Source organism: Paraburkholderia ultramafica (assembly GCF_902859915.1).
Lineage (GTDB): Bacteria > Pseudomonadota > Gammaproteobacteria > Burkholderiales > Burkholderiaceae > Paraburkholderia > Paraburkholderia ultramafica.
Map to the genome: position 1 here is coordinate 400,279 of NZ_CADIKK010000001.1, position 24,539 is coordinate 424,817.

The window sequence follows — 24,539 nt, forward strand, 5'->3', positions numbered from 1 at the left end:
GCGCTTCCACTTGGCCGACAAAAGCGAAGTGATCAGTGTCAGCGACGCACGCCGATGGGGGGAATCCGAATACTCCTAAAAGTTAATTTCTAGCTTAAATGAGACAAACGACATAGCGTCGCTCAGGCGAAAGTGGCCAAATTTCTTAGATTGGGTTTTGACTTCTTAGGCTGCTTTAAGCTTTGGGCTTAATTTGTCTCGGAGTAAAACGACGGACATGGGTCAGCGAACCCAACACAGCGCCCTCAGACCAAAACGGCAACGACCGGCTCAGGTACCCGCCGCCTGCAAGCGCATCGGAAACGTAATCTCGAAGATCGTCCCCTCGCCTTCCTGCGAATCGAAACGAATCTCGCCTTCGAGCGCCCGGCACAATTCCTTGACGATCGCGAGACCCAAACCGGCGCCGGGAATATCGTCGTCGGTCGCGCGTTCGAACTCCCTGAACACGCGCTCCCGGTCGGACGCGCCGATACCCACGCCGGTATCCGACACACGCAGACACCAGTGCTCGTCCTGCGCGGCGAGCATCGTCAATTCGATCTGCCCCGCCTTGGTGTATTTCGCCGCGTTGGTCAGCAGGTTGAGCGCGACCTGCTTGAGCTTCAGCCGGTTGGAGACGACCTCGTTCAGGGCGCCGTCGAACGCGGTCTGAAGGCGCAGCCCTTTCGCTTCGATCGCGGGTTCGCACGAAATCACCAGTTCGTCGAACAGCTCGCGCAGCGCGAAACGCTCCAGCACGAGCGGACTGCTGTCGCCGAGGACCACCGAGTATTCGACCAGTTCATCGACCAGCGTCTTCATATCGGCGGCCTGCCGGTTCGCCAGCGCGAGCGCGGTCTCGAGCCTGGACGGCGCGCGGCTCATCAGTTGCAGCGCCATCGAAAACACGTTGAGGAAGCTGCGCAGATCGTGCACGACGCTGCGGGTGATCTGCATGCGCGACTCGTACAGATCACCGACCAGCCGTTGCTTGAGCGTCAGTTCATGATTTGCGCGTTCGAGCCGCCCGGTGTAATCGTCGATCTTCCTGTCGCGCTCGCTGACGACCTCACGGATCGACGTCAGCGTGACGAAGCTGACGGCTTCGTCGATGAAATGCCGCGCCCGCTCCTCATGACGCCGCGTGAAAGACGGCCGCGCTTCGCTGAACTCGACGATCGCCCCGGTCAGCATCTGGCGAAACAGATCGAGTTCGCGCACCAGCTCGTCGATCCGGTAGCCCTGTTTCCAGCGCAATTTGCCGTGCAGCCGCGCGTTGCGCCCGATCGCGTTCTCCGCGTGGTCGAGGTCCTGGTTCTCCAGCACGCTGCAGATTTCGTCGAGGATGTTCGGGATGTGATCGGCCAGTTGTTCGTTGGTCAGCCGGTCGGATTCGGTCAGTTCTGCGTCATGAAAGACGGCCTTCATCCAGCGTTCGGTCAATTCGACCTGTTGGGAGCGCAACTGTGCGGCGAAGGCGCTTAGCGGGGGTACGTGCGAGTCCGTCATGTGGGAGACCTGGCGCCGCAGCGCGGCGCGGCGAAAAAATAAGTGTTCCGCTCCCTGCTCGACGCGACCGCATGGGCCGCAAACCGCGCTCGGGAGGCAGATCGGCGAGCGCTTCACAAGCCGCCCTTGCGCTGCCAGTATGCGCGATTTGCTGAACAAAAATTAACCAGGGTTTAGGACGTGTACGCGGCGCCGTTGCTTCAGATCTTCTCGAACAGCACGTCCTGCGCGCCTTCCCACAACACCTTGGCGCCGAGCTCACGCAGCTTTTCGCGGCCTTCGACGATAGTCAGGAAGTGGTTGCCCGCCAGTTGCCCCATCTTGCTCGCGAAGCAGCACGAGCCGTACGCGAGAATGATCTCGGTCTCGCTGTAGCCGCCCGGGTAGAACAGAATGTCGCCGACCGACGGATGGCTCGTGTGATTCTCGAAGCCGACCGCCACGCCGTCGCTCTCCAGTTTGAAGTCGCCGAGCGGCACCCAGCAGCCTTCGCCGCTCCAGCGCACGTGAATGATCTTCTGGCGGTACGGCAGCAGCTTCAGGAACGCGGCCACGGTGTGCGGCGCATCGGGATGGGTTTCGGCGACGAAGACGTGGCCGCAGGAGGTGATTCGAAGTCGGGTCATCGCAATGTATCCAGTGTGACGGGTTGAATGGAAAGGTCGGTCAGACACGGTCGCTCAGAGGCGGGTTGGGCCAGGCTGTGTGCGCATCATTCTGTCGTCCGATGCAAGGCTTCGACAGGTACAGTTGTTTTTGATCTGGTCAGGCCAGTTAGACCCGTTGTCGCCGCGCGCCTGAAAAGGGCCGGAAAGGCTTACACGACATGGCTATGCCAGGTCTTGCCACTGTGTCGCCACGAAAGTTCGTAGTTTGCAAGGCGCGCAATGCGCCGCACACTGCGCAAAGTGCGTGATTCCCATCTGAGGGCGGCTCATTGGACTGTACTCATATGCGCGACCAACGCCGGCAAGCATCCGCCACCGGCCATCGCCAACGGTCGCCCCGACATGACCCGCTGACCCGCCGCCCACGTCCAGCCGCGCTATCCGTACGTCAGCCGCGCAGCCGGTAAGCGAGCGGCGTCAAACCATAGCCACGCTTGAACTGCACGGAGAAATGACTGGCACTCTCGAAACCCACCGCAAGCGCAATCTGCAGCACGGTCTGATCGCTGGCGCGCAGCAGCCTCGCCGCTTCCTCGAGCCGCAAGCGCGTGACGAACTGATGTGGCGTCTCGCCGGTCTCGCGGCGAAACACACGCGCAAAATGAAAACTGCTTAGCCCCGCGTGCCTCGCCAGTTCATCGATAGACAGATCGGCGGCAAGACTGGCGTGGATGTAGTCGGTCACGCGGCGAATCCGGCGCGGCACCAGCCGTTCGGGCTGTGCGGGCAGCCGGCCGGGCGCGTGGCGGCCGCGCGAGTAATGCTGCAACAGATGCGCGGCGAGCGCGTGAACCAGCGTATCGACATACAGACGCGCATCGGCCGGATCGCCGGCGGCGCGATGCAGCGCGCCGAGCATCGCGGCGATCAGCGGATCGTGGAACTGCATCGCGTCGCCGAGCGACAGTTCGCTCGACCCGCCGTGCTCCATCTGATCAGCGACGCTGTCGATCAGGCTGCGCTCAATGTGCAAATGAACGGTGGACAGCGGCTCGTCGCTGATCGAACACCAGCGCCACGAGATCGGCGCGGGCGGCACGAACCAGAGGTCGCCCACGCGCAGATCGGCGCTCTCCCAGCGTCCGTGCAGATTGCGTTCGAGGTGTTCGGCGCCGCTCGCGAGCGTCATCAGCGTGAGGTCCTGCAAGCCGGGCGCCTCCAGCAGTTCCTGCGCGGCCGGTTCGAGATACGAGCGCAGCACGAGGTGACGCCACGGGCGGTCCACGCTCGACACCAGTTTCTGACCCGCCATGTAGCGGTCGTAGGCAAGCGTCGTTGTCAGCTTCGGAATTCGTGCCATCACGTCCATTCCCAAGGAGGTGCCATATGCAAGGAGAAACTCCGCCATACCCGTGTTGCCGGTCCGCTGTCAGCGCAAGATCGCGAAAATGATAGCAAGGAACCGGCTACCGTAATTTCTGGAAATAGCTAATCATTCAGGTTGTCGTCTTTCACGCGTTTCGAACGCCGGAGCTACCGTTTCATGGAACACGAATGCGATACGCTGCCGCATTGGCTGACCAGCTCGCCGCAAGGCGAAGCCGGGCACGCGTCGGCAGCATACAACTCAGCGGTGTCCGCACCACCGGCCCACCCGGCCGGCACGCGGCAACCCGTGAAATCAGCCCACGCGGCTGAAGCATCGAGAGCATCGACCCGCACCGCAACCGGTGCCGCGCCCACTGGCTTTCTCACCCTCTTCACCGAGGAGGAGATCGGCACGCCGTCGCCCGCCACAAGACGCGCCGCACCGATCATCAGTCCGCTGGGGCGGTTCGGCAGCGCGCAGGACCGCATCGAATTCGTGCGGCAGCGCATCAGGCAGCTTGGCTTCGACTCGTTCAGCTATACGGCCACGCGCACGTCGTCGCATCACAAGACGATGTTCGTGCTGACCAGCTACGAGTCGCAGACATGGCTCACGCGCTATTTCCGCGAGCGCTACTTCGAGCTGGACCCGCGGGTCGCGCTCGCGTCGCCGACCGGCATGCCGTTTCTGTGGAACACCGCCGACCTGCGCGCCGAGCTGCCGCGCGCGCAAATGCGCAGCGAGCGGCTCGGCGGGCTGATCGACATGATGGAGGCGAACGGCCGCAAAAGCGGGATTCTCACGCAGATGCCGCTGCCCGAGCCTGAGCTGAGCGCGAGCCTGTGCTTCAACTCGGAGATCGGCAACCCGCGCTGGATGACCGAATCGATCGTGGCCGAAACGCTGATGTTCGCGCACACGATTCACGAGTTCATCTGGACGCACGCGAAAAGCGTGATCGGCATCGCGCCCGCGCAGCAGCAGCGCGTCGCGTTGAGCGAGTTGCAGCACGCGGTGCTGAAGGCGGTCGTGCAGGGTCAGCGGGACAAGGAAATCGCTTATTTCCTTGGGCTGTCGCCGCATAACGTCGACTATCATCTGCGTCGCTTGCGGCAGTTGTTCAACGTGCGCAATCGCGTGCAGTTGATCAACGTCGCGCACGCGTATGTGTCGTAGTTGACGGTGGATGACGTGACGGCGAGCGCCGTCACGTCTTTCGATCACGCGGCAAGGGCGCGAGCCATGAGCGTGCGCTGATGCCCACCGGCAGACCGCTCGCGCTCATCCCGCACGACGTCCTGTCAGCTCTTGAGCCGGTAGCCGGTTTTGAAGATCCAGTTGACGATCAGCAGGAACACCGCCAGAAACAGCACCGTCATGCCGAGACTCAACTCGACGTTCACGTCGGCGAGCCCGAAGAAGCTCCAGCGAAAGCCGCTGACCAGATAGACGATCGGATTGAACAGCGTCACGACGCGCCAGAACGGCGGCAGCATATTGACCGAATAGAAACTGCCGCCGAGAAAGGTCAGCGGCGTGACGATCAGCAACGGCACGAGTTGCAGCTTCTCGAAGCTATCCGCCCAGATGCCGATGATGAACCCGAGCAAACTGAACGTGACCGCCGTCAACACCAGGAACAGCACCATCCAGATCGGATGCTGCACCTGTAACGGCACGAACAGTCCGGCGGTCGCGAGAATGATCAGGCCGAGCAGGATCGACTTGGTGGCCGCCGCGCCCACATAACTCACGACGATCTCCAGGTACGACACCGGCGCCGACAGCAACTCGAAGATCGTGCCGGTAAAGCGCGGAAAGTAAATCCCGAACGACGCGTTCGCAATGCTTTGCGACAGCAGCGACAGCATGATCAGCCCCGGCACGATGAACGCGCCGTAACTGATACCGTCCACTTCCTTGATGCGCGAACCGATGGCCGAGCCGAACACGACGAAGTAAAGCGAAGTCGAAATCACCGGCGCGATGATGCTTTGCATCAGCGTGCGCCAGGTGCGCGCCATCTCGAACTTGTAGATCGCGCGCATTGCATGGATATTCATTGATCACCTCGGAGCAGACTGACGAAGATGTCTTCAAGCGAACTCTGCGTGGTGTGCAGATCCTTGAAGCGGATGCTGGCGTCGTCGAGCGCCTTGAGCAGCGCGATGATGTCGGTGCGCCCGCCATCGCCTTCGTAGGTGTAGATCAGCTCGTTGCCGCCCTCCGCGACGGCCAGCGCGTAGCCGGCCAGCGACGCCGGCACGTGCTCGAGCGGACTCTCCAGTTGCAGCGTCAGCTGCTTGGTGCCGAGCTTGCGCATCAGCTCCGTCTTCTCTTCGACCAGCATGATCTCGCCCGCGCTGATCACGCCGATGCGGTCGGCCATCTCCTCGGCTTCGTCGATGTAGTGCGTGGTGAGGATGATCGTCACGCCGCTCTCGGCGAGCGAGCGCACCAGCTTCCACATGTCGCGCCGCAACTCGACGTCCACGCCGGCGGTCGGTTCGTCGAGGAACAGCACGCGCGGTTCGTGCGAGAGCGCCTTGGCGATCAGCACCCGGCGCTTCATGCCGCCCGACAGCGTGATGATCTTGCTGTCGCGCTTCTCCCACAGCGACAGGTCGCGCAACACCTTCTCGATGAACGCCGGGTTTTTCGGCTTGCCGAACAGCCCGCGGCTGAACGAGACGGTCGCCCAGACGGTTTCGAACGAGTCGGTGGTCAACTCCTGCGGCACGAGGCCGATCAGCGAGCGCGCGCCGCGATAGTCCGCCGCGATATCGGAGCCGTCCACCGTCACGCTGCCTGTGCTGGCATTGACGATGCCGCAGATGATGCTGATGAGGGTGGTTTTGCCCGCGCCGTTCGGGCCGAGCAAGGCGAAAATCTCTCCTCGGTTGATTGCCAGGTTGATATTTTTGAGCGCTTGAAAGCCGCTGGCATAAGTTTTCGACAGGTTCGTGACCGAGACGATTGGCTGCATGGATTCGACGATGGCAGACACCGTTGTTTGATTGGAAGGAGCGGTGCGAATGCGCGACCGCACCCGCAATGTAATGGAAAGTGGCAAAGCGTGCAGCGTGTCGCCGGCTTCGTGCGCCACGTTCAGTGGGGCGACTGCGATCACCTCCGCCCCGCTTCAACTCACCTCACGGTCCGGAGCACACAAAACTGCTAGCGAGATTCACATTGCCTTTGCCGGCATAGCGTGGAAACAGCGGATAACGGCACAACGGACGCGAGCGTCCATTGGTCGCCGCCGCGATGTCGGTCGCCGTCAAGGTCTCGGGCGACACGCCGCGCGTCACCCAGTTATCGAGCGCGCCGAGCAGATCCACCGACGGAATGAACACGCCGCTGCCGTGCTGAAAGCCCGGCACCATATACAGCCGCATGAAGCCATCGACCCGCTCGGCGCCGAAACGAGCGATCAGCGCCTCGTAGTACGCAATCGTCTGATTCGGGCTGATGACTTCGTCGGCAAGGCCTTGCACGGTGATGAGTTTGCCGCCGCGCGCCATGTAGCGCGACAGGTCGGGGTTCATCGCGCCGATCGTCTGCGATAACGCGATCAGTTGCGCGCGATATTTTCCCGGGCGTTGCGGGTCGAATCCGAGCGAGTCGAAGTCCGCGTCGCGCGCCATGAAGTAGCGGAGGTAGCCGTCGCCCTGCGCGAACAGATAGCCGTTGGCGTAGAACGTCGGCACCGGCAGGCGCTCCGGTTGATGCGCGAGCCCGAGCAGCCCGCTCAGACGCGTACCCTGAAAGACGTTGTAGCCGCGATAGCCGGTGACGACCCACGCCAGCCGGTACGGCAATGAGAGGCCGTCGCGCATCACGAGCAAGGTGGCGAGTTGCGCGTCCGTCAGGCATTCATCGTGCGAAGGCGCACGGCCCGCGCAACGCAACGAGTCGACGATCTCCGCTTCGTGCTCGCGGCACGCGGCAACGTCGCTGATGATACCGTCCGCCACGCCGTCGAGCCGGTCACAGACCGCGAGCGTGCGTTGATACACGTGCTCGAGCAACAGCGGTGGAATGAAGCCACCGGGCGTCGCGTATTCCGCCTGGCCGAGCTTCACGCCGAGCAGGCGCACGCCGGAAAAATTGAGCGCGGGCGAGTTGGCGATCACGCCGTCGTAGTCGTCGGGAAAGCGCTGCATCACGGTGTAGCCTTCGCGGCCCCCGGTCGAGCCGCCGGCAAAATACATCCGCTGCGGCGGCCGGCCGTACGCGCGCACAATCAACGCAAGCGCGGTATCGTGGGTCTTCTTCAGATGCGCATAGCCGAAATTCGTCACCGCTTCGTCGACGAGGCCGAACACCGCGAGCGACCCATCGCCGACATGCCCGGAGTCGTCGCCGAACGTCGCATAGCCTTGCGCGAGTGGTGCGCGATCCGGCGAAAACGGCATCACGCCGGTGCCGCTCACCACCACGCCGTTATAGCCACCGCCGCCGATCTGCAGCGCGCGGCCGTTCCAGCGGCGCGGCAGATTCAGATCGAAACGGATATCCGGCGTGCTCGCTTTGAGTGACTTGATCCGCCCGGTGATGCGGCAATATTCGCCGCCTTGCTGATTGCCGGGCGCGGTGGCGCGCACCATCGCCGCGCTTTCGATCTGCGCGCCGGCGGTCGGCAACGCAATCACATCAGGAGGCAGCACCGCACCCGCGAATTCCGCGCAGCGCATCGTCATCGTGAGCGGGGTTTCTTTGGGTGCGGCCAGCACCGCGTGAGCCGCCAGCCACAACAACGCGCCGACGACCCCGGCGGCCGTACGCGCATCTCGCGTCGAACGCGTACGGCGCCATCGCACCGTCATCCGTAGCCCGCGCCATTGGCGGGCGCACCCGACTGCTGCCCTCTCCAGCCGTGCCAGCCGCGCGCGATCATCAGCACCGCGCCGATGGCGACCAGATCGCCGCCCAGTCCGATCAATCCGCCGCGAAACCCATGAAACGTATGCGGGGTCGCCGTATCGACGATCAATGAGACCAGCGTGCCGGCGACGAAACACACGAGCCCGGTGCGGCCGACCGTTACCACCGCGGGCAGGCGCCGCGCAAGCCACGCGATGCTGCCCATCCGCACGAACTGCGCGGCCAGCCAGGCAATGACGATGAAGTTGATCACACGGTCCACGGAGAGGTTCTGTTTAAGAGTGCCGGGCAACGGTTGCGTGAGCACGAAGAGTTTGACGATCGCGAACGCCATCACTGCGACCACCGCGGCCCACGTGAACCAGCGCGCGGTGCGGCTGGCGTGAAAGCGCTCGCTGATCGGCTGCACCCGGCACACAATGCCAAGCACGAACATCAGCTGCCATGCAAACGGATTAAAAGCCCAGTCGGCCACATCGTCAATGCTGAATAACGCGGCCAGCGGCCGCGCGAGCGCCCAGATCGCCACGCTCAGACCCACCGCCGTCAGCGACGAACGGCGTGCGAGCGGCACCGCGAACGGCACGCACAGCGCGAAGATCACATACATGGGCAGCACGCTCGACAGATAGGGCTGACGCCGCAGCACCGCGATATCGAGCGCTTCGCGCAGCGGCTGAACCGCGAAAGGCGGCCAGCCGGTGAGCTCGACCATCGGAGAGTTCAGATGCAGCAGCGCGAGGGCCGCGCCGGACACGAGCGTCAACACCGCCGTCAACAGATAGGCGCGATAGATTTCCCAGCAGCGTCTGACGAAGCGCATCTTCGCCGCGTTCTCGCCACGGCCCGTGAGCACGCTCGTATAGGCCGCCGCCGACGCATAGCCGCCGAGAAACACGAACACTTCCGCCGAGTCGCACAACGCATACGCGTGCAACATCAGATGCGACAGCGTGCTGCCGGGAATGTGATCCAGCACGATGACGATCAGCACGACGCCGCGGAAGAAATCCACTTCGATCGAGCGTCCTCCACGGGGACTTCCCCCTGGGCGGCCGCGACGAATTTCCATTCGGGTTCTCGCAGGATGGCGCGGGTGACGCGCCGTGAGAAGCGGTCATGGACCGCCGTTCCTCGTAGGAACACCACGAGAATAATTCGTTCCGGCCGCTCCCGTGCACGCTGCTCACGCGCGCTGACAACCGGCCTTTAATCTCCTCCCGCAAGATGGCAATCTGAAATTCAGCTGTCGGCGTGCGGTAATACTGAGTCATCGCGTCTTCTCTTCGCGGCAACTTTTGCGGCTTTCACGCGCGAAACGCGAGCGCGATCGGTAATGGCCGAGGAAAAAAATCGCTGAAGGCGCTGTGCGATTTTTTTCGCTTTTTTTCATCGTACGATGGTTTCATGCTCGCCCGCCGGAGCTCGCGCGTTTCTGTCGCGCGATGTCCTCTTCCGGCGGCCACTCATGTGGACCGGACACATTGCTGGCTGATCCGCGATCGGCCGGCTCGCTGCGCGTCATGACGACGCCATCTTTTCGCCGCGCCCGCTGCACCGTCGCCGGCATGCTCCGGTCCTTCCACTACCGCCCTGAACGGCCGCGCCTCGCGCGCGGCCTTCGCTCTGGAAGACGACCACATGAACAACAGGATTGCCGGCTTCGACGGCTTGCGCGCCATCGCTGTGCTGATGGTTTTTTTTCAGCACCGCCTGTTTGGCGACATCGGCGAGATCGGCCATCTCGGCGTATGGATCTTCTTCGCGCTGAGCGGCTTTCTGATCATCGGCATTCTCTCCTCGCAACGCGCGCGCATCGAAGCTGGCGGCAGTCAATTCGGCGCTGAACTCAGGCGCTTTCTGTTTCGCCGGACCTTGCGCATCTTTCCGATCTACTACCTGATGCTGGGGGTGCTGTGCGTGCTGATGGCATTCGGACTCGCGAGTCCCGAACTCGCGAGCGGCATGCCGTTTCATTTCGCCTATCTGTCGAACTTCTGGATTGGCTCCGTGCTGCGTTACTGGCCGGGGCGCTACTCGCATTTGTGGAGTCTCGCGATCGAGGAGCAGTTTTATCTCGTCGTTGCGCCGCTATTGTTGCTGGTCGCCGTGCGTCGGCATCGCGCGATGTGCTGCGCGATCGTCGCGCTCGGGCTGGTTTCCCTGCTGATGATGCGCGCCGCGCATTGGGACGAGATCACGATTTACACGCACCCGTTGAGCAACTTCTGGTTGCTGGCGCTGGGTGGCATTGTCGGGTCGATGATCTCGAGCGAACAGAGCCGCGTGCGTATCTGGCTCGGACACGGCGTCACGCTGTTCGTTTTGAGTCTCGGCCTCGTGGGCTTGTGTGCGAGCGGGCCGGTCTGGAGCGCGTTGGACAATCCATTGCTGTTTACCGTGGTCAGCGCGTTGTACGGCGTCAGTATCGCGGCGCTCGTGGGTTCGGTTGCCTGCTGCCGCAACGCCGTGGTCATCGGTCTGCTCGAAACGGGCTGGCTGGTGAACTTTGGCCGCATCAGCTATGGGTTTTATCTCTATCACAACCTGATCCCCGACCTGACCCGCAACCATCACGCCGAGGCGTTCTTCAGCGGCACGGTGCCGATGTGGGCGCACGCGGCGGGCATCGTCGCGTCGTTTGCGATCTCGCTGACGCTCGCGGTCCTGTCGTGGCGGCTGATCGAGCAGCCGATTCTCCGGCTGAAGACGCGGCAGACGCCAGCGCATACGGGACGTTCGGTTGCAGCGTCAGCGCCGGCCACATCGGCGCCTCGCAACGAGCGCACGTTGCGCGAAGACAGCACCGCTTCGGACGCCGTCTGAGCGACGGGCAAAGCGTTCACCATGCAGATCGCGATCATTCTCGTGGTGTCGATCATCACGCTGGTGGCCACGTTCAGCGGCAGTGCGCATGCGAGTTGGACCGCTCTGGCCATCTCGGCCTGCGCGAGCGTGCCGGTGATCGCGGGCATCCTGCTGGTGCGGCCACTGCGAGACAGGCCGCCGCCGGCGGCGTTTCGGGTTCTGGTCCTGGTGTTCGTGCTGGCCGCCGCTGCGCAGATGATCTGGAAGTCCGGGGTTTTCCGCGCCTGGAGCCTGCGCCACGACGTCGAACGGAACCGTGGTACGCGCATTGCTGCTTCTCTGGTTCAACCTCATCAACCGGAGAGCATCATGGCAAACATGATGGCAAATCCCCCGAACGAGCCTGACCGCCGGGCCGACGAAGACCCCGGCAGCCCGCCCACCGAAGTCTCCAAGCCGATTGGCGATGCGCTTTCGACGCCGGTCGAGCCAGGCCTCGATCAGCCGTTGCCGCAGAAAGGCGACACGCCCGAGCCGAGTAAAGAAGAGGAAAAAGACGAGGGCGACGGCACCCCGATCGGCGAGACCGACACACCGCCGGGTGTGCCGGCGCCTGGGCCGTCTGATTTCGCGTAGCGAAGGCGGCTTCCAGTCGCTGTAGTGAGCGCGCGACCGGTAGAGGCCCGCGCTCATTCAAGTCACGATCGGCTCACAATCAAGCCGCCTTCATGCTCAAGCCGCAGCCGGCTCGTGAACGATCTTGAGCGTGCTCTTATGCTCCTTGATCAACCGGTAAACCGTTTCCCCAGGCACGGTCTCCTGTTCCAGCAGTTCGTCGGCAATCGCGCGCAGCACCGGCTCATACGCATGCAGAAGGCCGTAGCACAGCTCGTTCAACTCCTTGAGCAGCACGTTTGCGTGCTCGATCGCGCTCTTCATCTGCAGACCCGCATACTGCGACGGCAACGCCGCGAGGCTGAACAGATTGCCGTCGCTGTTGAAGCCGAACTTCGACACCATGTCGAGACTGATTCGCGACGCTTCCTGCAAGTCCGACGCGGCGCCGCTCGATGCTTCGGAGAACAGCAGAATTTCGGCGTTGCGGCCGCCGAGCAACACCTGGATCTCGTTGCGGATCTCAGTCTCGCGGTACAGGTGCTTGTCCTGCGCCTTGGTGATGAGCGCGACGCCCAACGCGCCACCGCGCGGCAGAATCGTGACCTCTTCCAGCACTCCAGTACCCAGCACCGCGGCGACCAGCCCATGCCCCGCTTCATGCACCGCGATGCGCGTGCGTTCATCTTCGCTGAGCGCGCGCTCGGCGCCGCTCACATCGCCGATGCGCGCAATCTTGATCGCTTCCATGAAATGCTTCGCCGCGATTTCAGTGTCGCCGGCCTTGCGCGCGACGAGCCCCGCCTGATTCACCACCATCGCGACGGTAGCCGGCGACAGCCCGGTAGTCAGACGCGCCAGCTGGTCATAGTCGATATCCGCGGACTTCGACTTCAGCTTCTCCGCGTAGAAGCGGAAAATCTTCGCGCGGTCGTCGCGATCGGGCAGACGGACCTGCACGGTGCGATCGAACCGGCCTGGCCGGCGCAACGCCTCGTCGAGATTGTCGGGGTGATTGGTCGCGGCGACGATGATGACCCCTTCGTTCGAAGCGAAACCATCCATCTCCGCCAGCAACTGGTTGATGATGCGGTTGCTCTCGGCTTCGACCGGACCGCCGCCGGTATCGGTGCGCTTGGCCAGACCGTCGGCTTCGTCGATGAAGATCACCGTGGGCGCGTTCTTGCGCGCCAGTTCGAACAGATGCTTGACCTTCTGGATGCCGACCCCGTAGTACTTCGCGCTGAAATAGCTGCCGGTGATCGAGATGAAGCTCGCGCCACACTCGCCGGCCAGCGCCTGCGCAAGCCGCGTTTTGCCGACGCCCGGGCCGCCCACCATCAGAATGCCGCACGGCGCGCGCACGCCCATCGACGTGAATTGCTTCGGATCGGACAGATAGCCGCGAATGTCCGCGAGCGCGGCCTTCGCTTCGCCCGCGCCGATCACGTCGTCGAAGCGCAGCGCGGGCGTCTCGCTGAGCAGCGTCGCGCCGCCTTTCATTTCGCGCCGCATGAACCACACCATGCCGCCGATCAGCAACAGCGGCAGCAGCACACTGATCGCGTCGCGCAGCTGGTCGAACGCATGGGTCCAGCGCGCGCCGCCGGTGCGAATATCCGCATCGGGCAGCCACACGAGTTGATACGCGGCGGCCTGGTCGGACTTGGGCTCGCCGAGCAGCAGCGCGTGCGAGAACGTCGCGTTGTGGTCGGTGACGAAGTACTTCGCGCCGTCGCGCGTGGACACCAGAATCGCGCTGGGGCTCACGCCGATCGCGGTGACGTTGGCGTCGTGAATATCGCGCAGCATCGCCGACGCGTCCTTCTCCTTGCGCGTCCACGCGGAGGGGTCGTCACGCATCTGGCTCGCGACACCGGTGAGCGCCGGCGCTGCCTGCGCCGCGCGCTGCTGGGAATGCCAGAAGCCCAACGCGAGCAACCCTGCGATTAGCACCGCAATCACCGCGATGGCGATCTTGCGTGTACGTCTTTTCCCAAGCGAATTATTTCCCGGCTTCATGAGTCACTTCCAAAAACGGGCTCAAAGCAAGCCCCGATACTTGTCAAAATCAGAGGGATGGAGTTTGGCGGGGGAAATCGGCTGATGCGAAACACCATGCGTGCATGGAAGCAAGGACAACCAGGCATACGTCCCTTTTACCTGCGCTCACCTGAGCCAGTATGGCGTGTGAGCGCGTCTTCCAAATCGCGGAAAAGGCCTATTTCTACCGTCTATCCGGCCATTGAAGCCGCCGGAATTGGGGGAACGAGCGATGACTTGAAAAGCATTGCCGCACTGTTCCGGCGCACAGTTTATCAGCGCTAAATTTATTGCGTATTTTGCATACCTACCATTAACCGCACCCCATTTAAAAACGGTCAGAATTACTGCAAAAAGCGGTTTATTTAAATGCCTACCTGCGAGCCATTGAAAATGCTGCGGCATTACATCTGCTTTTTATCGACTCCGCAAAGACTGCAGTGGGCGCCGCGTCGAAGCGAAACCGAAACCGAAACCGGAGCATCGCGGGCTAACAAGCGTGACACATGCGTGAGGTGCGGCGCACCCGCCGGCGCTCGCCGAGTGTCGTGAATGGGTGTCGGGAGATCATTGACCGGCGCTCATGAACGAGGCAACCGGCGAAGCGGCATGGATTCACACCGCGAGCGTTTTTTGTGGTGGGCAGATGAGCGACGGGCCTCTGCGGGCCCGTTCGCATCATCGCCACGTTCTCTCAGGTCCTACGATTTTTTTATTACCGATGCCGGCTCGCATCGATGTGGTTCTCTCCTCTGCTTTGCTACCCCGGTCCCCGCATTCTGTTCTGCAACCCCTCAAGCGGCCGTGCGCCGCTTCAGCCCGATCTGCGCTTCGCTCGCCAGTCTTCCCAGTAGCCTGGCGACGCGCTTTCGCTGACTCGCAATCAGCTCATGCGTCTCTTCCAGCACGCGGATCCGCTTTTCCCAATACTCATGGTCGAACGCATACAGCACGCCCGCCGCGCCCCCGCGCGTGACGTACTCGACCATGTTCTCGAGATGTTCCAACTGGCTATCCACCAGACTGGCCGGACGCCGCCCGCCGCTTGGCGCGGTCGGTTGCTTGATCGTGCCGCTCATCGTCCATTCCCCGTAGATTGCCTGCTGGCAAAGCGTGTACCTCCCACCCATTGCGCCGCGCCTGGCGGGTTGGCGCCTTTGTGCGCGCAGTTACGAGTCCGGAACGGGGCGAAAGCCAACCCACTGCCGCGCCGTCAGCGAAAGCGATCTGCAATCTAATCGTGTGACGATAACGCACGTTTCTTGTTAGGCTTTACCATGCGTCTCAATATTGGACGCGCGACGCGAGAAATCTCCGTTTGCCTGTCCGCTTGCCGCTGTCCCCGTAGCCGAAGCCGCATTTACTTGCCCGCAGCCACCGACTCATGAACCAACGCTCTCTGCCGCCACACCTGGCCGCCGCCGCCGATTCGCGCTCGACCATTTCGACGAGCCGGTTCAGCACGCATGGACTCGCCGCCGACGAACAATTCCTCGCCTGGCGTCAGCGCGTGGGGCATGTGGTCGACGCGCCACCGTCGAAGGCGCAGGTCGCCGGGGGATTTCGCGGTGAAATCGATTTATATGCGGTCGGCGGCATGGTGTTTACGGACTGCAGCACCGAGTCGATGCTGCTGGAACGCTCCGTGGCCCGCGTATCCACCGACACGCGGCGCGATTACGTCTTTCAGCTGTTCCTCGAAGGAGAAGTCGGCCACGTGACGGGCATGCGCAAGAAGCGCAGCGAACCGGGCTCGGTGCAAGGCATCGTCGCGTTCGATCTGAACCAGCCGTTTCGCGCCGAACGCCCCAAGTGCCGCCTGCTGAGCCTGTTCGTGCCGGCCGGGGTGGTCGACGAGGGCTTGCGCGACGGCGCCGGAATTCACGGCCGCATCATCCAGAAAGACTCGCCGCTGGCCGGCCTCGTACTGGATCACCTGGCGGCGGTCGCCCGTGAAATCCCGTCGCTGGAGCCGGCCAGCGCAATCGAGGCGCTGCACGCGGGCGCCCAGTTGCTGGTCGCCGCGTTTCGCAAAGCCGCACACTTGAGCGGCGCGGACCGCGCCGCGCTGCAAGCCGCGTTGATGGGACAGGTGCGCCGTCATGTCGAAGCCAACCTGCATCAGGCCGACCTCACGCCGACCAGCGTGGTTCAGGCGCTGCAACTGAAACGCGCGACCATCTACCGCTGGTTCGAGCACGAGGGCGGGCTCGGCGCGTATATCCGCAATCGCCGGCTGCGGGAAGCAGCGGACGAACTGGTCCGTTTCCCGCATCTTCAGGTCGTGGAAATCGCTTATGGACTGGGTTTCAAGAGCGCGTCCGATTTCACCCGCGCGTTTCGCCGCGCCTTCGACATGAGCCCGCAGGACATGCGGGCCCGCGCGCTGGAGCTGCAACTCCGCAGCCAGCCGGCGTAACGCTCAGGCGGGCGGGTGCACCACACAGCCGTCGACGCACGCCACCGGCGCCACCTGCTCCGGAAACGCCTTCAGGCCGATCAGCGTCAGTACGGTCGCGCCCATCAGATACCAGGCCGGGACCATCGGATCGCCGGTCCGGTTGATCAGCCACGTCACGAGAAACGGCGAAAAGCCGCCGAACAGGACCACGCCGAAGCTGTAAATCACCGACAGCCCGGCCGCGCGCCGCTGCGCCGGAAACGCCTCCATCATCAGCACCGAACTGGCGCCGGCATTGTTGACGGCAAGCGCCACGTACGCGCTGATGATGATCAGCGCGGCAAGATCGCCGGCGCCCTGAGTCAGCGCCCGGAAGACCAGCCACGCCACCGCCAGCGACGCCCAGAGCGACGCGTATTGCAAGGTCTTGCGGCTCGCGAGCCGGTCGGCCGCGCGTGCGATCAGCGGCGTCACCACGAGAATCACGAGGCCCGACAGACAGGCGGTCAGCAGGCTGATCGCCGGCGGACGATGCAGCGTACGAACCAGGTAGGCCGGCATGTAGAACACGGTGACGTAGATGCTCACCGACGGCGCGGCCATCATCAGAATGCCGCAGACGAGCGCGCGCGGATGCTCCACGAAGATCCGCCTGGGGCTGAGCCGCACGCGCCGCCGTGGCGCGGCGGCCGGCATGCGGCGGCGCAGATACCAGCCGACCGGGCCGATCAGGCCGCCCAGCACGAACGGAACGCGCCAGCCCCATTCGTGCATCGCCGCGGGCGACAGCAGCGCCGTGGTGCTCGCACCGACCAGCGCGGCGGCGAAAGCGGCCGCGCCCTGGCTCGCGCCGCGCCAGCTCACCATGAAACAGCGTTGCCGGTAGCCGGCCGACTCCATTAGCGAGGCCGATACCGGGCCGATCTCGCCGCCCGCCGCGAGCCCCTGCATCAGCCGCGCGAGCACCATCAGCACGGCCGCCGCGGGGCCGATCGACCCGTAGCCCGGCAGGCATGCGATCAGCCATGTGCCGAGCGTCATCAGCGTGAGCGATACCGTGAGGCCGGCCTTGCGGCCGCGGCTGTCGGCGATATGGCCGATCATCAGCGCGCCAAGCGGGCGCATCACGAAGCCCGCGCCGAAGGTGGCGAGCGACAGCAACAACGACGCCGCGGGATTGTCCGACGGAAAAAACAGCTTGCCGATGATCACGGCCGAGAAGCTGTAGACGGTGAAATCGTACGCAACGAAGCCGTTGCCGATCACGATCGCGATGACGATTCGCCGAAGTTCGGCGCTTGATGGCTGGGCCTTGATGCCGGCAGCAGTTTGCATGAGTGGCGGTCGACGGGTTCGTCGAGATATTCAAGGGAACGGCGGGAGGGGGTGAGTCTCTTCTCTTTAACGGCCCGCGAACGCGCAACTTGATGTCGCGCGCTCGTGTCCTCGGGCCGCCGGGTCGTCACGCGCCGATGTGCGGCGCACCGAAGCGTCCAGCGCTCAGGCCGCCCGCGGCCGTCCCTTGCGCTTTGCCTCCACCGGCTGCACGACGGCCGCCACCGGCGCCACGCGCGGACTGCGTTTGAAATACGGCGAACTCAAGGTGGCCGCGCCCATGTCCGACGCGGCTTCGAGCAGCGCGGGCGCCAGCTCTTTCAGGCGCGTTTCCGGCAGACGGCTGGTGGGCCCCGCCAGACTGACGATGCCGACCACCAGCCCGGTCACCGGATGACGGATCGCCGCCGCCATCGACGTCATGCCGGCCTCGTAGGTTTCGCTCGCGATGCCGTAGCCGCGCTTGCGCGCGCCGTTCAGGTCCTGCAAAAACTGCTGGATCGTCTTCGGCGCCTTCGGGCCGCGCGGCCCCGCCTTGCCGATGCCGCCCTGGCGCGACACGAGTTCGAGGGCTTCCTCGTCGCTCATCGTCGATAGCCAGGCCTGGCCGCTTGCGGTGCAATGCAGCGGCGGCTGGCTGCCCATGTCCGGGTCGTAGCGCAAACCGGATTTGGCGCCCTGCGCCTTGCCGACAAAAGTAATGTGGTCGTCCTCGACCACGCCGAGACGCGCCAATTCGCCCGAGGCGGCCGCCAGCCGGTCGAGCACCGGCTGCGAAATATCGAGCACGCCGCCGGTGGACAGCCATATCAGCGCGAGCGACACCAGTTTGAGCGCCAGCACGTATTCGCCGTGCTCGTCCTGACGCACATAGCCTTGCTCGCTCAACTCCGCGAGCAGCCGATGGGTGCCGCTGCGCGGAATGTTCAGCGTGTCGGCGATCGCGGCCAGCTGCATGCTGCCGCCCTGCTTCGCCAGCAATTCGATGATGGCCAGCGCCCGCTCCAGATTCCCCGCCATGATGATGCACTCTCGATTCGATTTCGATACCGAATGAGAACACGATTCCATACCGCAAGCGCGCGGGCGGTGGGCTTGCGCGAAATCACGGTCTGGCGATCCTGCGCGGATACCTTGGCAAGTCCGACGCGTTCGACGAAGCCATCGAGCAATTCGCGCTGGCACATCGAGCGATCCTCCGGGGGTCCCCCGTGTGTCATGCCCGAAAACGCCCCGCGAACGTCGAGGCTGACCAGGTAATATGCGTCAGCCCAAATTACCCCTGCCAATATGCAAAGTGCGACAGTTCCGGCGATCCGCTCGCGGGGGACCGCGCCCGGGCCGAGCACGCTCATCGTGAGAGAGCGCTCCAAACTCATTCACGAGTAACCTGGACGCGTCCTGCCTTGACTGCCGCTTTCAAAACCGTCCAGTCGGCCTCATTCTGTTCCGCATAAGCGAGCGCGAATCGCTCGATGGCTTCGTCGAAGGCACTCGACTTTCCAACATATCCGCTGAGCAAAGCGGGATCGCCCGCTTTCGCCATCGAATGGGCCAGCGCGTGTGCGCAGGAGACCGCATATTCGCCGAGATCTTCAACGTCGAAGGTGGTGAAGTCGAATGCGCCCTTCATGTCGCGCAACTGCCGCACGTAGAAGTCATTGCCTGTGTGACGCATCTTCGACCATCCGAGAAAAATGTCGCTGGCCGATTGCAGCAGACGCTGCCCGTTCACCACCCGCTGGCCATGATTGGGAAACCGGCTCGGCGGCAGGTAACCCTCCAGTACAGAAGCCCGCGCCTCCTTGAGTTGAAGGAACAATGGGCACTGTCCGTCGGCCATGAAGAGCGCCTCGTAGCAGCGCGTCCCTACCGATCCAATGCCCACGACGCGAATGGCGACATCGACCAGTTCATAGCGATCGAACAGGGCGCGCCTGTCATCGGGGAGCGTCAACCGGTAGTCGGCGAAGAAACGCCGGACCAACGCGTCGTACTGTTTGTGATCGTGCGGGCTCTCCAGCGGGATGTGATACACGAGCGGCGGCACGTCCTTGATGCGCAGCTTGCCGTTGACCAGCTCGGTCGCATGAGTCATCACGGAACGCGAGGACTGCTGCCTCGCCTTGTCGATGACCGCCAGTTCCTTTCTTCTTTCCTCCGTCGAATCGGCAATGGCCAGCATGCTCGCTGCCCTGAACTGGTAGTACCACACGTCGAGCGTGTCCATCCGGCTGAACTCGGCGAGCCGTTGCCGGAACGTCTCGCATAGCCGGCGCACCACGCTGCGCTGGTCACGCGTCACCAGTCCGCGTTCGCGCGCGGCAATCACGAACGATGTAGCCAGCCTGCGCACATCCCAGTCAAACGGGCCGGGCAGCGTTTCGTCGAAGTCGTTGGGACCGAAAAGAATGCGCCGCTCGGGGCTCGCGAACAGTCCGAAATTGGCCAGATGCGCATCGCCGCCGAGATGCACGATCACGTCGGAATGCGGCAGTTTGGCCAGGTCGTAGGCCATCAGCGGCGCGGCGCCCCGATAGAACGCGAACGGACTCGCGACCATGCGCCCGTAGCGGATGGGTATCAGCTCCGCCACGCGGCCCACGTTGGATGCGTCAAGCAGCGCGGTGGGGTCACGATCGTCGATCCTGCATTCCGCCAGCTTCGCGCGCGGCACCTTTCTGCGCGCAGCCTTGCCCTGCCCGATGCGCGCCGCTAGCGAGCCACGCCCCGCAAACAGCGTGGACGGATCTTCTTGTGCAGCCAGTGTGTGGGGATCAGCGCGATCGGTAGCGGGCTCGTTGCGCTTGTCCTCAGTGTGTGCAGGCACGTGTCACTCCCTTTCGATTCGGCGTCGAAGCGACTTTGCTTCACTCCGGTTTGATATCCGGAGAAGATGCAGATGGCGAAATAGCGCTGAGCGCGTCAATCGCGGCATCCACCGTCGCAAAGATCTCGCGATGAGCCCCGCTCGCACGCAGTGCCTTATACCGTTCGATTTCATGCCGCACGCCCGTAGGAAGTGCGACCGCGGCGATACCCACGCCGCGCTTGTCGAGTTCACTACCCAGCTGGATCAACGTCTTGCCCGCCGTGTAATCGACGTTGTTGATCTCCGATGCGTCGATCACCACCCACCTCAACGGCGGACTTGCGTCGTTGACGAGCTTCAGCACTTCTTCCGAGAAGCGGCCCGTGTTCGCATAGAACAGGTCCGCTTCGAACCGGTAGACGACGATGCCGGGTGCCGCGAGCAGATTCGGCTCGACATGTTGCGCGACCCAGTGGCCGGTAGGGCTGCGCGTCAACACACGCGTGCGCAGGCGGTAGCTATGCCGCGCATGCGCGATCAGCGACAGCACGACAGCAGCGAGAATGCCGTGCATCACATCGACAAACACCACCACGCACGCCGTCAGCAAACCGACGACGAATTCGTCCTTCTGCATCCGAAACAGTTCGGTCATGCCCTTCACGTCGATCAGCTTCACGCCGATCATGAAGACGATGGCCGACAGTACGGCCCCAGGCAGAAGACTTAGCGGCCTCGTGAGGAATAGCAACACCAGCAGCACGATGACGGCCGTCGTCAGATGGGCGACCTGGGTACGGCCGCCCGCATCGTCGACCATCTCGGTCTTGGTCGGACTGCCGTTCACGACGAATGTGCCCGTGAACGCCGCAGATGCGTTCGCGGCCGCGAGGCCGATGATGTCGGCATTGTCGTCGCCCTTCTCGTTGTAGCGGTTGGCGTACGCACGTGCCGTCGCCGCGCTCTGCGCGATGATGACGATGAAGCACGAGGCGGCCGTCGCCAGCACCTGGTTGATTTCGCCCATATGCAACGGCGGCAGGAACAGCGACGGGAGGCCGCCCGGCACTTCACCGGTTACCGTGATGCCATGTCCGGCGAAATTGAACACGCCGCTCGCCACGATGGAGCCGATCACGGCGATCAGCGCGCCCGGCGCGCGCGGCGCGATACGCTTGCAACCGATGATCACGACGAGGACGGCAATCGAAAGCACCGTGGTCGGATAGTTCGCCTCGGCGACGCGCTGGAAGACGGACACGATCTGCATCACCGGGCCATGGCCCTGCTTCGCGAGCCCGATCAGCCCGGCAAGCTCGCCTGCCGCGACCTGCACGCCCACGCCTGTCAGAAAGCCGATCAAGGCGCTGCGAGAAAGAAAGTCGGCCAGAAAGCCCAGACGAAAGATGCGCGCAATCACGAGCATCACGGCGACCGTCAGGGCAACGGTACTCGTCAAGGCGACATATTCCTTGCTGCCCAACGCGGCGACAGCCGTCAGCGTACCCGCGAGAATGGCGGCTGTCGCGGAGTCCGCAGCGACGACCAGTTGACGCGACGCACCAAAGACCACGAACGCCAGGAGCGGCAGCAGGATCGTATAAAGGCCCGTGACGGTGGGCGTGCCGGCAATCTTCGTGTAGCCCATCACCTCGGGAATGCCGAGTGCCGCCAGCGTGACCCCGGCGATGATGTCGTGCGGCAGTTGCGCGGGATTGATGGGCAAAAGCCCTTGCAGGAAGGGCAAGTGATGCAGATGAGACGGCGTCGGAGCTGCGGGTTTCATGTCGCCGCCTCCACAGGTGTTGTGAGCTTGCTGACCAGCGCATTCGCGATGAGCTCATTTGCAATGACCACGTGGGATGCACCGGCGCTCTCGAACAGCCCTTTTCTCAGGGGGTTTTCGCCGGGCACTGCAATCGCGAGGGAAGCATTCAGCGTATGGGCCAGCAGCGTGACCGCGAGGTTGTTGTTGCTGTCGGGCGTCGTCACGACCATTGCCTTGGCGCTGTCCAGCCGCGCACGCTTGAGCACGTCGTCGAACGCGCCCGGCGAGCCGAGCACGACCATGTGGCCGCGATCCGCCGCCCGGTTGGCCTGATCCTGGTCGCCCACAAGGATGAGCACCGTCTCCCCCGCTTCATGCAAGCGGTTTGCGACCAGTTCGCCGAGCGAATGGAATCCGACGACCACGACATGATTGGCGAGTTGTTCGAGCTTGCGTTCCATGAGCCTGTTCTCCCGATAAGTCATCACGTCGTCTCCCGATAGCATGCCCGTGAGCCTCGAAACCGCGAATCCGCCGATCAGCAGCGTCGCGAACATGGCCAGCAGCATGAAGGCCTTTTGAGGCTGATTGAAGTCGCTAAAGTCACCGAGTGTCGAGACAAGATTGACCCCATCCCACAGGGCCGTAAACACTTTGTCGGGTAAAGAGGTATTGGACTGATCGAGGACGACCAGCCCGGCGGCGGCGCCGCCCAGCAGCAGGACGAGCAGGCCGATCGTATAGCGCGCGTGGCGGCGCCATTCTCGAATCCGGATGACCCCAAGACGAGGCTCATTGACACGGAAGATCCACATCGTCACCTCGGATAGCGCGTCTGATCGAGACAACAGCGAACCTGATACCAGACTGACAGGCTTATTTCTTTTGCGCCAATAGTCAATAGTCAAGAGCCCCAGGTACTTCGAAGCCTGGATCGCGCGAACCCGCCCCAAGCCGTGCAAGAATGCTGCGAATACGAAGACATCGCATTTCCTCGCGATGGCCCGGCGAACACACACCGCGTCGGCGTGATGGCGGCGCTCGTCGGCCTTGTGGTCTTGCCGAAAGTTGCCGTAGAGGTGGTGCCGGATTTTATGCTCGGAGAGGGTCGTTTTTTGCCCCATACATGAAGCACTCCCCGGTACGGTCGCCGCGCCTGGCCATGAGACGCAATGCGGCTTGAGGATACGTTTGAGGTGAGCAAAGAGCATTTCCACCCTCTTTCGCTCCCGGCAAGATTGCCTGTATTCCGGCGTTGTGGCGATGCGCCTGGCTTCGTCGCGCGCGCAGTACCGTAAAAATCGAACCGAAAAACGCACATCGCCGCTGTGCGGCAAAGTGCCCACAGCACTTGCGGCTTGCATGGGGTTTATGCAGGCTATTTTTTTCCCAAAAGCACCAATTTCCGACTGCCTTGCCAGGGAGCTAGCGAACTTGCGTACCAAACAGAGCCCTCATGCACGTTTCTTATTGAAGGCCAGGAATCCCTTTCTTGCGATAACCGCTGTGTCGCTTTCGCCACGCTCATTTTGCAGTGAGGGCGAAGTCACGCCCATCTTCGCCCCCCCGGCGCAAATAATCTATCTCGGAATGTGCGCAGGGAGAGTCGACATTAAATCGTCAACCGCATCCATTGCTGCCTGTACGGTCAGGTTGTATGACTCCCCGATAACATAGTTTCCGTCCTCATAGCGATAGGCTGATTGTCTACTGCTTGGCGTCGAATCACTTCCCTGGCGCCTGATTCCAACGGAGCCAACCCCCAGCCACCCTTTCGAATTATTAAAAGATTCCGTTATGATGAAAATTTCATACTTATCATTATAATTTTTACACCACTCATGGTTTATATGGCCGCCTATTTCATTAGAGATCCTCCTGAAAATTTCTTTATCACCATAGTGATGCCAATGAAATGTACACGCAATAGATGTGCTGCTGATAAACAGCAAAATTAATGGAATTTTGAAGGCGAAATTATTTTTCCTGACGCCATTCTTCATATTTAACTTGAATGAGTAAAATTTGTTTATAGAACTCACAAACCTGAGCAAATTGGGGCACTCGGTACACGTGTAGCCGGACCGGCGCTGGTTATTAGACGTCGAAGGACCGCTTCGAGGAGGATCGATCGTCCGCTCAGGGGCGACGAACCCAGACGGTCGTTACTCGATGGCAATCACCGACCAGCCGCCATCCGAAGTTGCGTCAGCCGACCACGTCAAGCCTGAAAGCATCGATGAGTGGCTGAATCCAGAGCGAGCGACTCTGGCAGGTCTACAAGCGGAAGCCGTTTAGGGTTGTTCGATGCCTGCCATGGTCCGCAGGAATGTGAGCGCGCCACCGCGCGTTGCTGGCAGGCGTCGAACAAGCCTCGATGGAGGAAACCGCGGAGTGCTCCG

At 62.8% G+C, this 24,539-nt stretch carries 19 protein-coding genes and 1 pseudogene; 5 read left to right on the forward strand and 15 right to left on the reverse strand.

What is annotated here, in order from left to right; all coding sequences use genetic code 11:
• Positions 1 to 270: 270 nt before the first annotated feature.
• The 3 genes from HV744_RS01900 to HV744_RS01910 form a co-directional block, all read right to left on the reverse strand.
• Positions 271 to 1,491 carry a sensor histidine kinase gene (locus HV744_RS01900; protein ID WP_175147857.1) on the reverse strand — a complete coding sequence of 407 codons (1,221 nt, stop codon included), beginning with the start codon at positions 1,489 to 1,491 and terminating at the stop codon, positions 271 to 273.
• Between the two features lie 200 nt (positions 1,492 to 1,691).
• A complete protein-coding gene (locus HV744_RS01905) occupies positions 1,692 to 2,117 on the reverse strand; it encodes a DUF3830 family protein (protein ID WP_175147858.1) in 426 nt (141 codons plus the stop codon).
• 430 nt (positions 2,118 to 2,547) lie between these two features.
• Positions 2,548 to 3,459, reverse strand: coding sequence for a helix-turn-helix domain-containing protein (locus HV744_RS01910; protein ID WP_175147859.1), 912 nt, complete (start codon positions 3,457 to 3,459; stop codon positions 2,548 to 2,550).
• Positions 3,460 to 3,642: 183 nt separating this feature from the next.
• Here HV744_RS01910 and HV744_RS01915 point away from each other — a divergent pair, with 183 nt between their 5' ends.
• On the forward strand, positions 3,643 to 4,644 hold the full coding sequence (locus HV744_RS01915) for a helix-turn-helix transcriptional regulator (protein ID WP_175147860.1): 1,002 nt from the start codon (positions 3,643 to 3,645) through the stop codon (positions 4,642 to 4,644).
• A gap of 125 nt (positions 4,645 to 4,769) precedes the next feature.
• Here HV744_RS01915 and HV744_RS01920 read toward each other — a convergent pair whose 3' ends face one another.
• The 4 genes from HV744_RS01920 to HV744_RS01935 form a co-directional block, all read right to left on the reverse strand.
• Positions 4,770 to 5,531, reverse strand: coding sequence for an ABC transporter permease (locus tag HV744_RS01920; RefSeq protein WP_175147861.1), 762 nt, complete (start codon positions 5,529 to 5,531; stop codon positions 4,770 to 4,772).
• Positions 5,528 to 6,454, reverse strand: coding sequence for an ABC transporter ATP-binding protein (locus tag HV744_RS01925; protein ID WP_175147862.1), 927 nt, complete (start codon positions 6,452 to 6,454; stop codon positions 5,528 to 5,530). The genes HV744_RS01920 and HV744_RS01925 overlap by 4 nt, the downstream gene beginning before the upstream one ends.
• A gap of 166 nt (positions 6,455 to 6,620) precedes the next feature.
• Positions 6,621 to 8,297 (reverse strand): tannase/feruloyl esterase family alpha/beta hydrolase, encoded by a 1,677-nt coding sequence (locus HV744_RS01930; protein WP_175147863.1) that lies wholly within the window; start codon positions 8,295 to 8,297, stop codon positions 6,621 to 6,623.
• Positions 8,294 to 9,427 carry an OpgC domain-containing protein gene (locus HV744_RS01935; protein WP_175147864.1) on the reverse strand — a complete coding sequence of 378 codons (1,134 nt, stop codon included), beginning with the start codon at positions 9,425 to 9,427 and terminating at the stop codon, positions 8,294 to 8,296. Before HV744_RS01935 ends, HV744_RS01930 begins: the two co-directional genes overlap by 4 nt.
• A gap of 569 nt (positions 9,428 to 9,996) precedes the next feature.
• Here HV744_RS01935 and HV744_RS01940 point away from each other — a divergent pair.
• The 3 genes and pseudogenes from HV744_RS01940 (at position 9,997) to HV744_RS01950 (ending at position 11,799) form a co-directional block, all read left to right on the forward strand.
• Complete coding sequence (locus HV744_RS01940) at positions 9,997 to 11,181, forward strand: acyltransferase family protein (RefSeq protein ID WP_175147865.1); 1,185 nt, start codon at positions 9,997 to 9,999, stop codon at positions 11,179 to 11,181.
• Positions 11,182 to 11,439 (forward strand): annotated as a pseudogene (locus tag HV744_RS01945) (sulfite exporter TauE/SafE family protein); the annotation flags it as partial.
• Positions 11,440 to 11,544: 105 nt separating this feature from the next.
• Positions 11,545 to 11,799 carry a hypothetical protein gene (locus HV744_RS01950; protein ID WP_425497664.1) on the forward strand — a complete coding sequence of 85 codons (255 nt, stop codon included), beginning with the start codon at positions 11,545 to 11,547 and terminating at the stop codon, positions 11,797 to 11,799.
• Between the two features lie 96 nt (positions 11,800 to 11,895).
• Here the strand turns inward: HV744_RS01950 and HV744_RS01955 are convergent, their stop codons facing one another.
• Complete coding sequence (locus HV744_RS01955; protein ID WP_175147866.1) at positions 11,896 to 13,800, reverse strand: AAA family ATPase; 1,905 nt, start codon at positions 13,798 to 13,800, stop codon at positions 11,896 to 11,898.
• Between the two features lie 815 nt (positions 13,801 to 14,615).
• Positions 14,616 to 14,951, reverse strand: a complete 336-nt coding sequence (locus HV744_RS01960; protein ID WP_246278900.1) for a hypothetical protein — start codon at positions 14,949 to 14,951, stop codon at positions 14,616 to 14,618.
• 254 nt (positions 14,952 to 15,205) lie between these two features.
• On the opposite strand from HV744_RS01960, the gene HV744_RS01965 reads away from it, so the two are divergent.
• Entirely contained in the window at positions 15,206 to 16,240 is a 1,035-nt protein-coding gene (locus HV744_RS01965; protein ID WP_175147867.1) for an AraC family transcriptional regulator, read from the forward strand.
• Between the two features lie 3 nt (positions 16,241 to 16,243).
• On the opposite strand, the gene HV744_RS01970 is transcribed toward HV744_RS01965, so the two are convergent.
• The 6 genes from HV744_RS01970 to HV744_RS01995 all read right to left on the reverse strand — a co-directional run bounded on the left by HV744_RS01970 (position 16,244) and on the right by HV744_RS01995 (position 24,140).
• Entirely contained in the window at positions 16,244 to 17,557 is a 1,314-nt protein-coding gene (locus HV744_RS01970; protein WP_175147868.1) for an MFS transporter, read from the reverse strand.
• A gap of 165 nt (positions 17,558 to 17,722) precedes the next feature.
• Positions 17,723 to 18,577, reverse strand: coding sequence for an IclR family transcriptional regulator (locus tag HV744_RS01975; RefSeq protein ID WP_175147869.1), 855 nt, complete (start codon positions 18,575 to 18,577; stop codon positions 17,723 to 17,725).
• 355 nt (positions 18,578 to 18,932) lie between these two features.
• Positions 18,933 to 20,387 carry a DUF2252 domain-containing protein gene (locus HV744_RS01980; protein WP_175147870.1) on the reverse strand — a complete coding sequence of 485 codons (1,455 nt, stop codon included), beginning with the start codon at positions 20,385 to 20,387 and terminating at the stop codon, positions 18,933 to 18,935.
• 40 nt (positions 20,388 to 20,427) lie between these two features.
• A complete protein-coding gene (locus HV744_RS01985) occupies positions 20,428 to 22,155 on the reverse strand; it encodes a SulP family inorganic anion transporter (protein ID WP_175147871.1) in 1,728 nt (575 codons plus the stop codon).
• Positions 22,152 to 23,261 carry a potassium channel family protein gene (locus HV744_RS38200; protein ID WP_343056369.1) on the reverse strand — a complete coding sequence of 370 codons (1,110 nt, stop codon included), beginning with the start codon at positions 23,259 to 23,261 and terminating at the stop codon, positions 22,152 to 22,154. The genes HV744_RS01985 and HV744_RS38200 overlap by 4 nt, the downstream gene beginning before the upstream one ends.
• A 456-nt stretch (positions 23,262 to 23,717) precedes the next feature.
• Positions 23,718 to 24,140: a hypothetical protein gene (locus tag HV744_RS01995; protein ID WP_175147872.1), complete on the reverse strand. Its 423-nt coding sequence runs from the start codon at positions 24,138 to 24,140 to the stop codon at positions 23,718 to 23,720.
• Between the last annotated feature and the right edge of the window lie 399 nt (positions 24,141 to 24,539).

Excerpts from the sequence above, each read along its gene's own strand:
- HV744_RS38200 (WP_343056369.1), bottom strand. The coding sequence starts at position 23,261 with ATGGGGCAAAAAACGACCCTCTCCGAGCATAAAATCCGGCACCACCTC.
- HV744_RS01985 (WP_175147871.1), bottom strand. The coding sequence starts at position 22,155 with ATGAAACCCGCAGCTCCGACGCCGTCTCATCTGCATCACTTGCCCTTC.
- HV744_RS01950 (WP_425497664.1), top strand. The coding sequence starts at position 11,545 with ATGGCAAATCCCCCGAACGAGCCTGACCGCCGGGCCGACGAAGACCCC.
- HV744_RS01955 (WP_175147866.1), bottom strand. The coding sequence starts at position 13,800 with ATGAAGCCGGGAAATAATTCGCTTGGGAAAAGACGTACACGCAAGATC.
- HV744_RS01915 (WP_175147860.1), top strand. The coding sequence starts at position 3,643 with ATGGAACACGAATGCGATACGCTGCCGCATTGGCTGACCAGCTCGCCG.
- HV744_RS01925 (WP_175147862.1), bottom strand. The coding sequence starts at position 6,454 with ATGCAGCCAATCGTCTCGGTCACGAACCTGTCGAAAACTTATGCCAGC.
- HV744_RS01975 (WP_175147869.1), bottom strand. The coding sequence starts at position 18,577 with ATGGCGGGGAATCTGGAGCGGGCGCTGGCCATCATCGAATTGCTGGCG.
- HV744_RS01935 (WP_175147864.1), bottom strand. The coding sequence starts at position 9,427 with ATGGAAATTCGTCGCGGCCGCCCAGGGGGAAGTCCCCGTGGAGGACGC.
- HV744_RS01970 (WP_175147868.1), bottom strand. The coding sequence starts at position 17,557 with ATGCAAACTGCTGCCGGCATCAAGGCCCAGCCATCAAGCGCCGAACTT.
- HV744_RS01995 (WP_175147872.1), bottom strand. The coding sequence starts at position 24,140 with ATGAAGAATGGCGTCAGGAAAAATAATTTCGCCTTCAAAATTCCATTA.
- HV744_RS01930 (WP_175147863.1), bottom strand. The coding sequence starts at position 8,297 with ATGACGGTGCGATGGCGCCGTACGCGTTCGACGCGAGATGCGCGTACG.
- HV744_RS01905 (WP_175147858.1), bottom strand. The coding sequence starts at position 2,117 with ATGACCCGACTTCGAATCACCTCCTGCGGCCACGTCTTCGTCGCCGAA.
- HV744_RS01910 (WP_175147859.1), bottom strand. The coding sequence starts at position 3,459 with ATGGCACGAATTCCGAAGCTGACAACGACGCTTGCCTACGACCGCTAC.
- HV744_RS01965 (WP_175147867.1), top strand. The coding sequence starts at position 15,206 with ATGAACCAACGCTCTCTGCCGCCACACCTGGCCGCCGCCGCCGATTCG.
- HV744_RS01900 (WP_175147857.1), bottom strand. The coding sequence starts at position 1,491 with ATGACGGACTCGCACGTACCCCCGCTAAGCGCCTTCGCCGCACAGTTG.
- HV744_RS01960 (WP_246278900.1), bottom strand. The coding sequence starts at position 14,951 with ATGGGTGGGAGGTACACGCTTTGCCAGCAGGCAATCTACGGGGAATGG.
- HV744_RS01940 (WP_175147865.1), top strand. The coding sequence starts at position 9,997 with ATGAACAACAGGATTGCCGGCTTCGACGGCTTGCGCGCCATCGCTGTG.
- HV744_RS01920 (WP_175147861.1), bottom strand. The coding sequence starts at position 5,531 with ATGAATATCCATGCAATGCGCGCGATCTACAAGTTCGAGATGGCGCGC.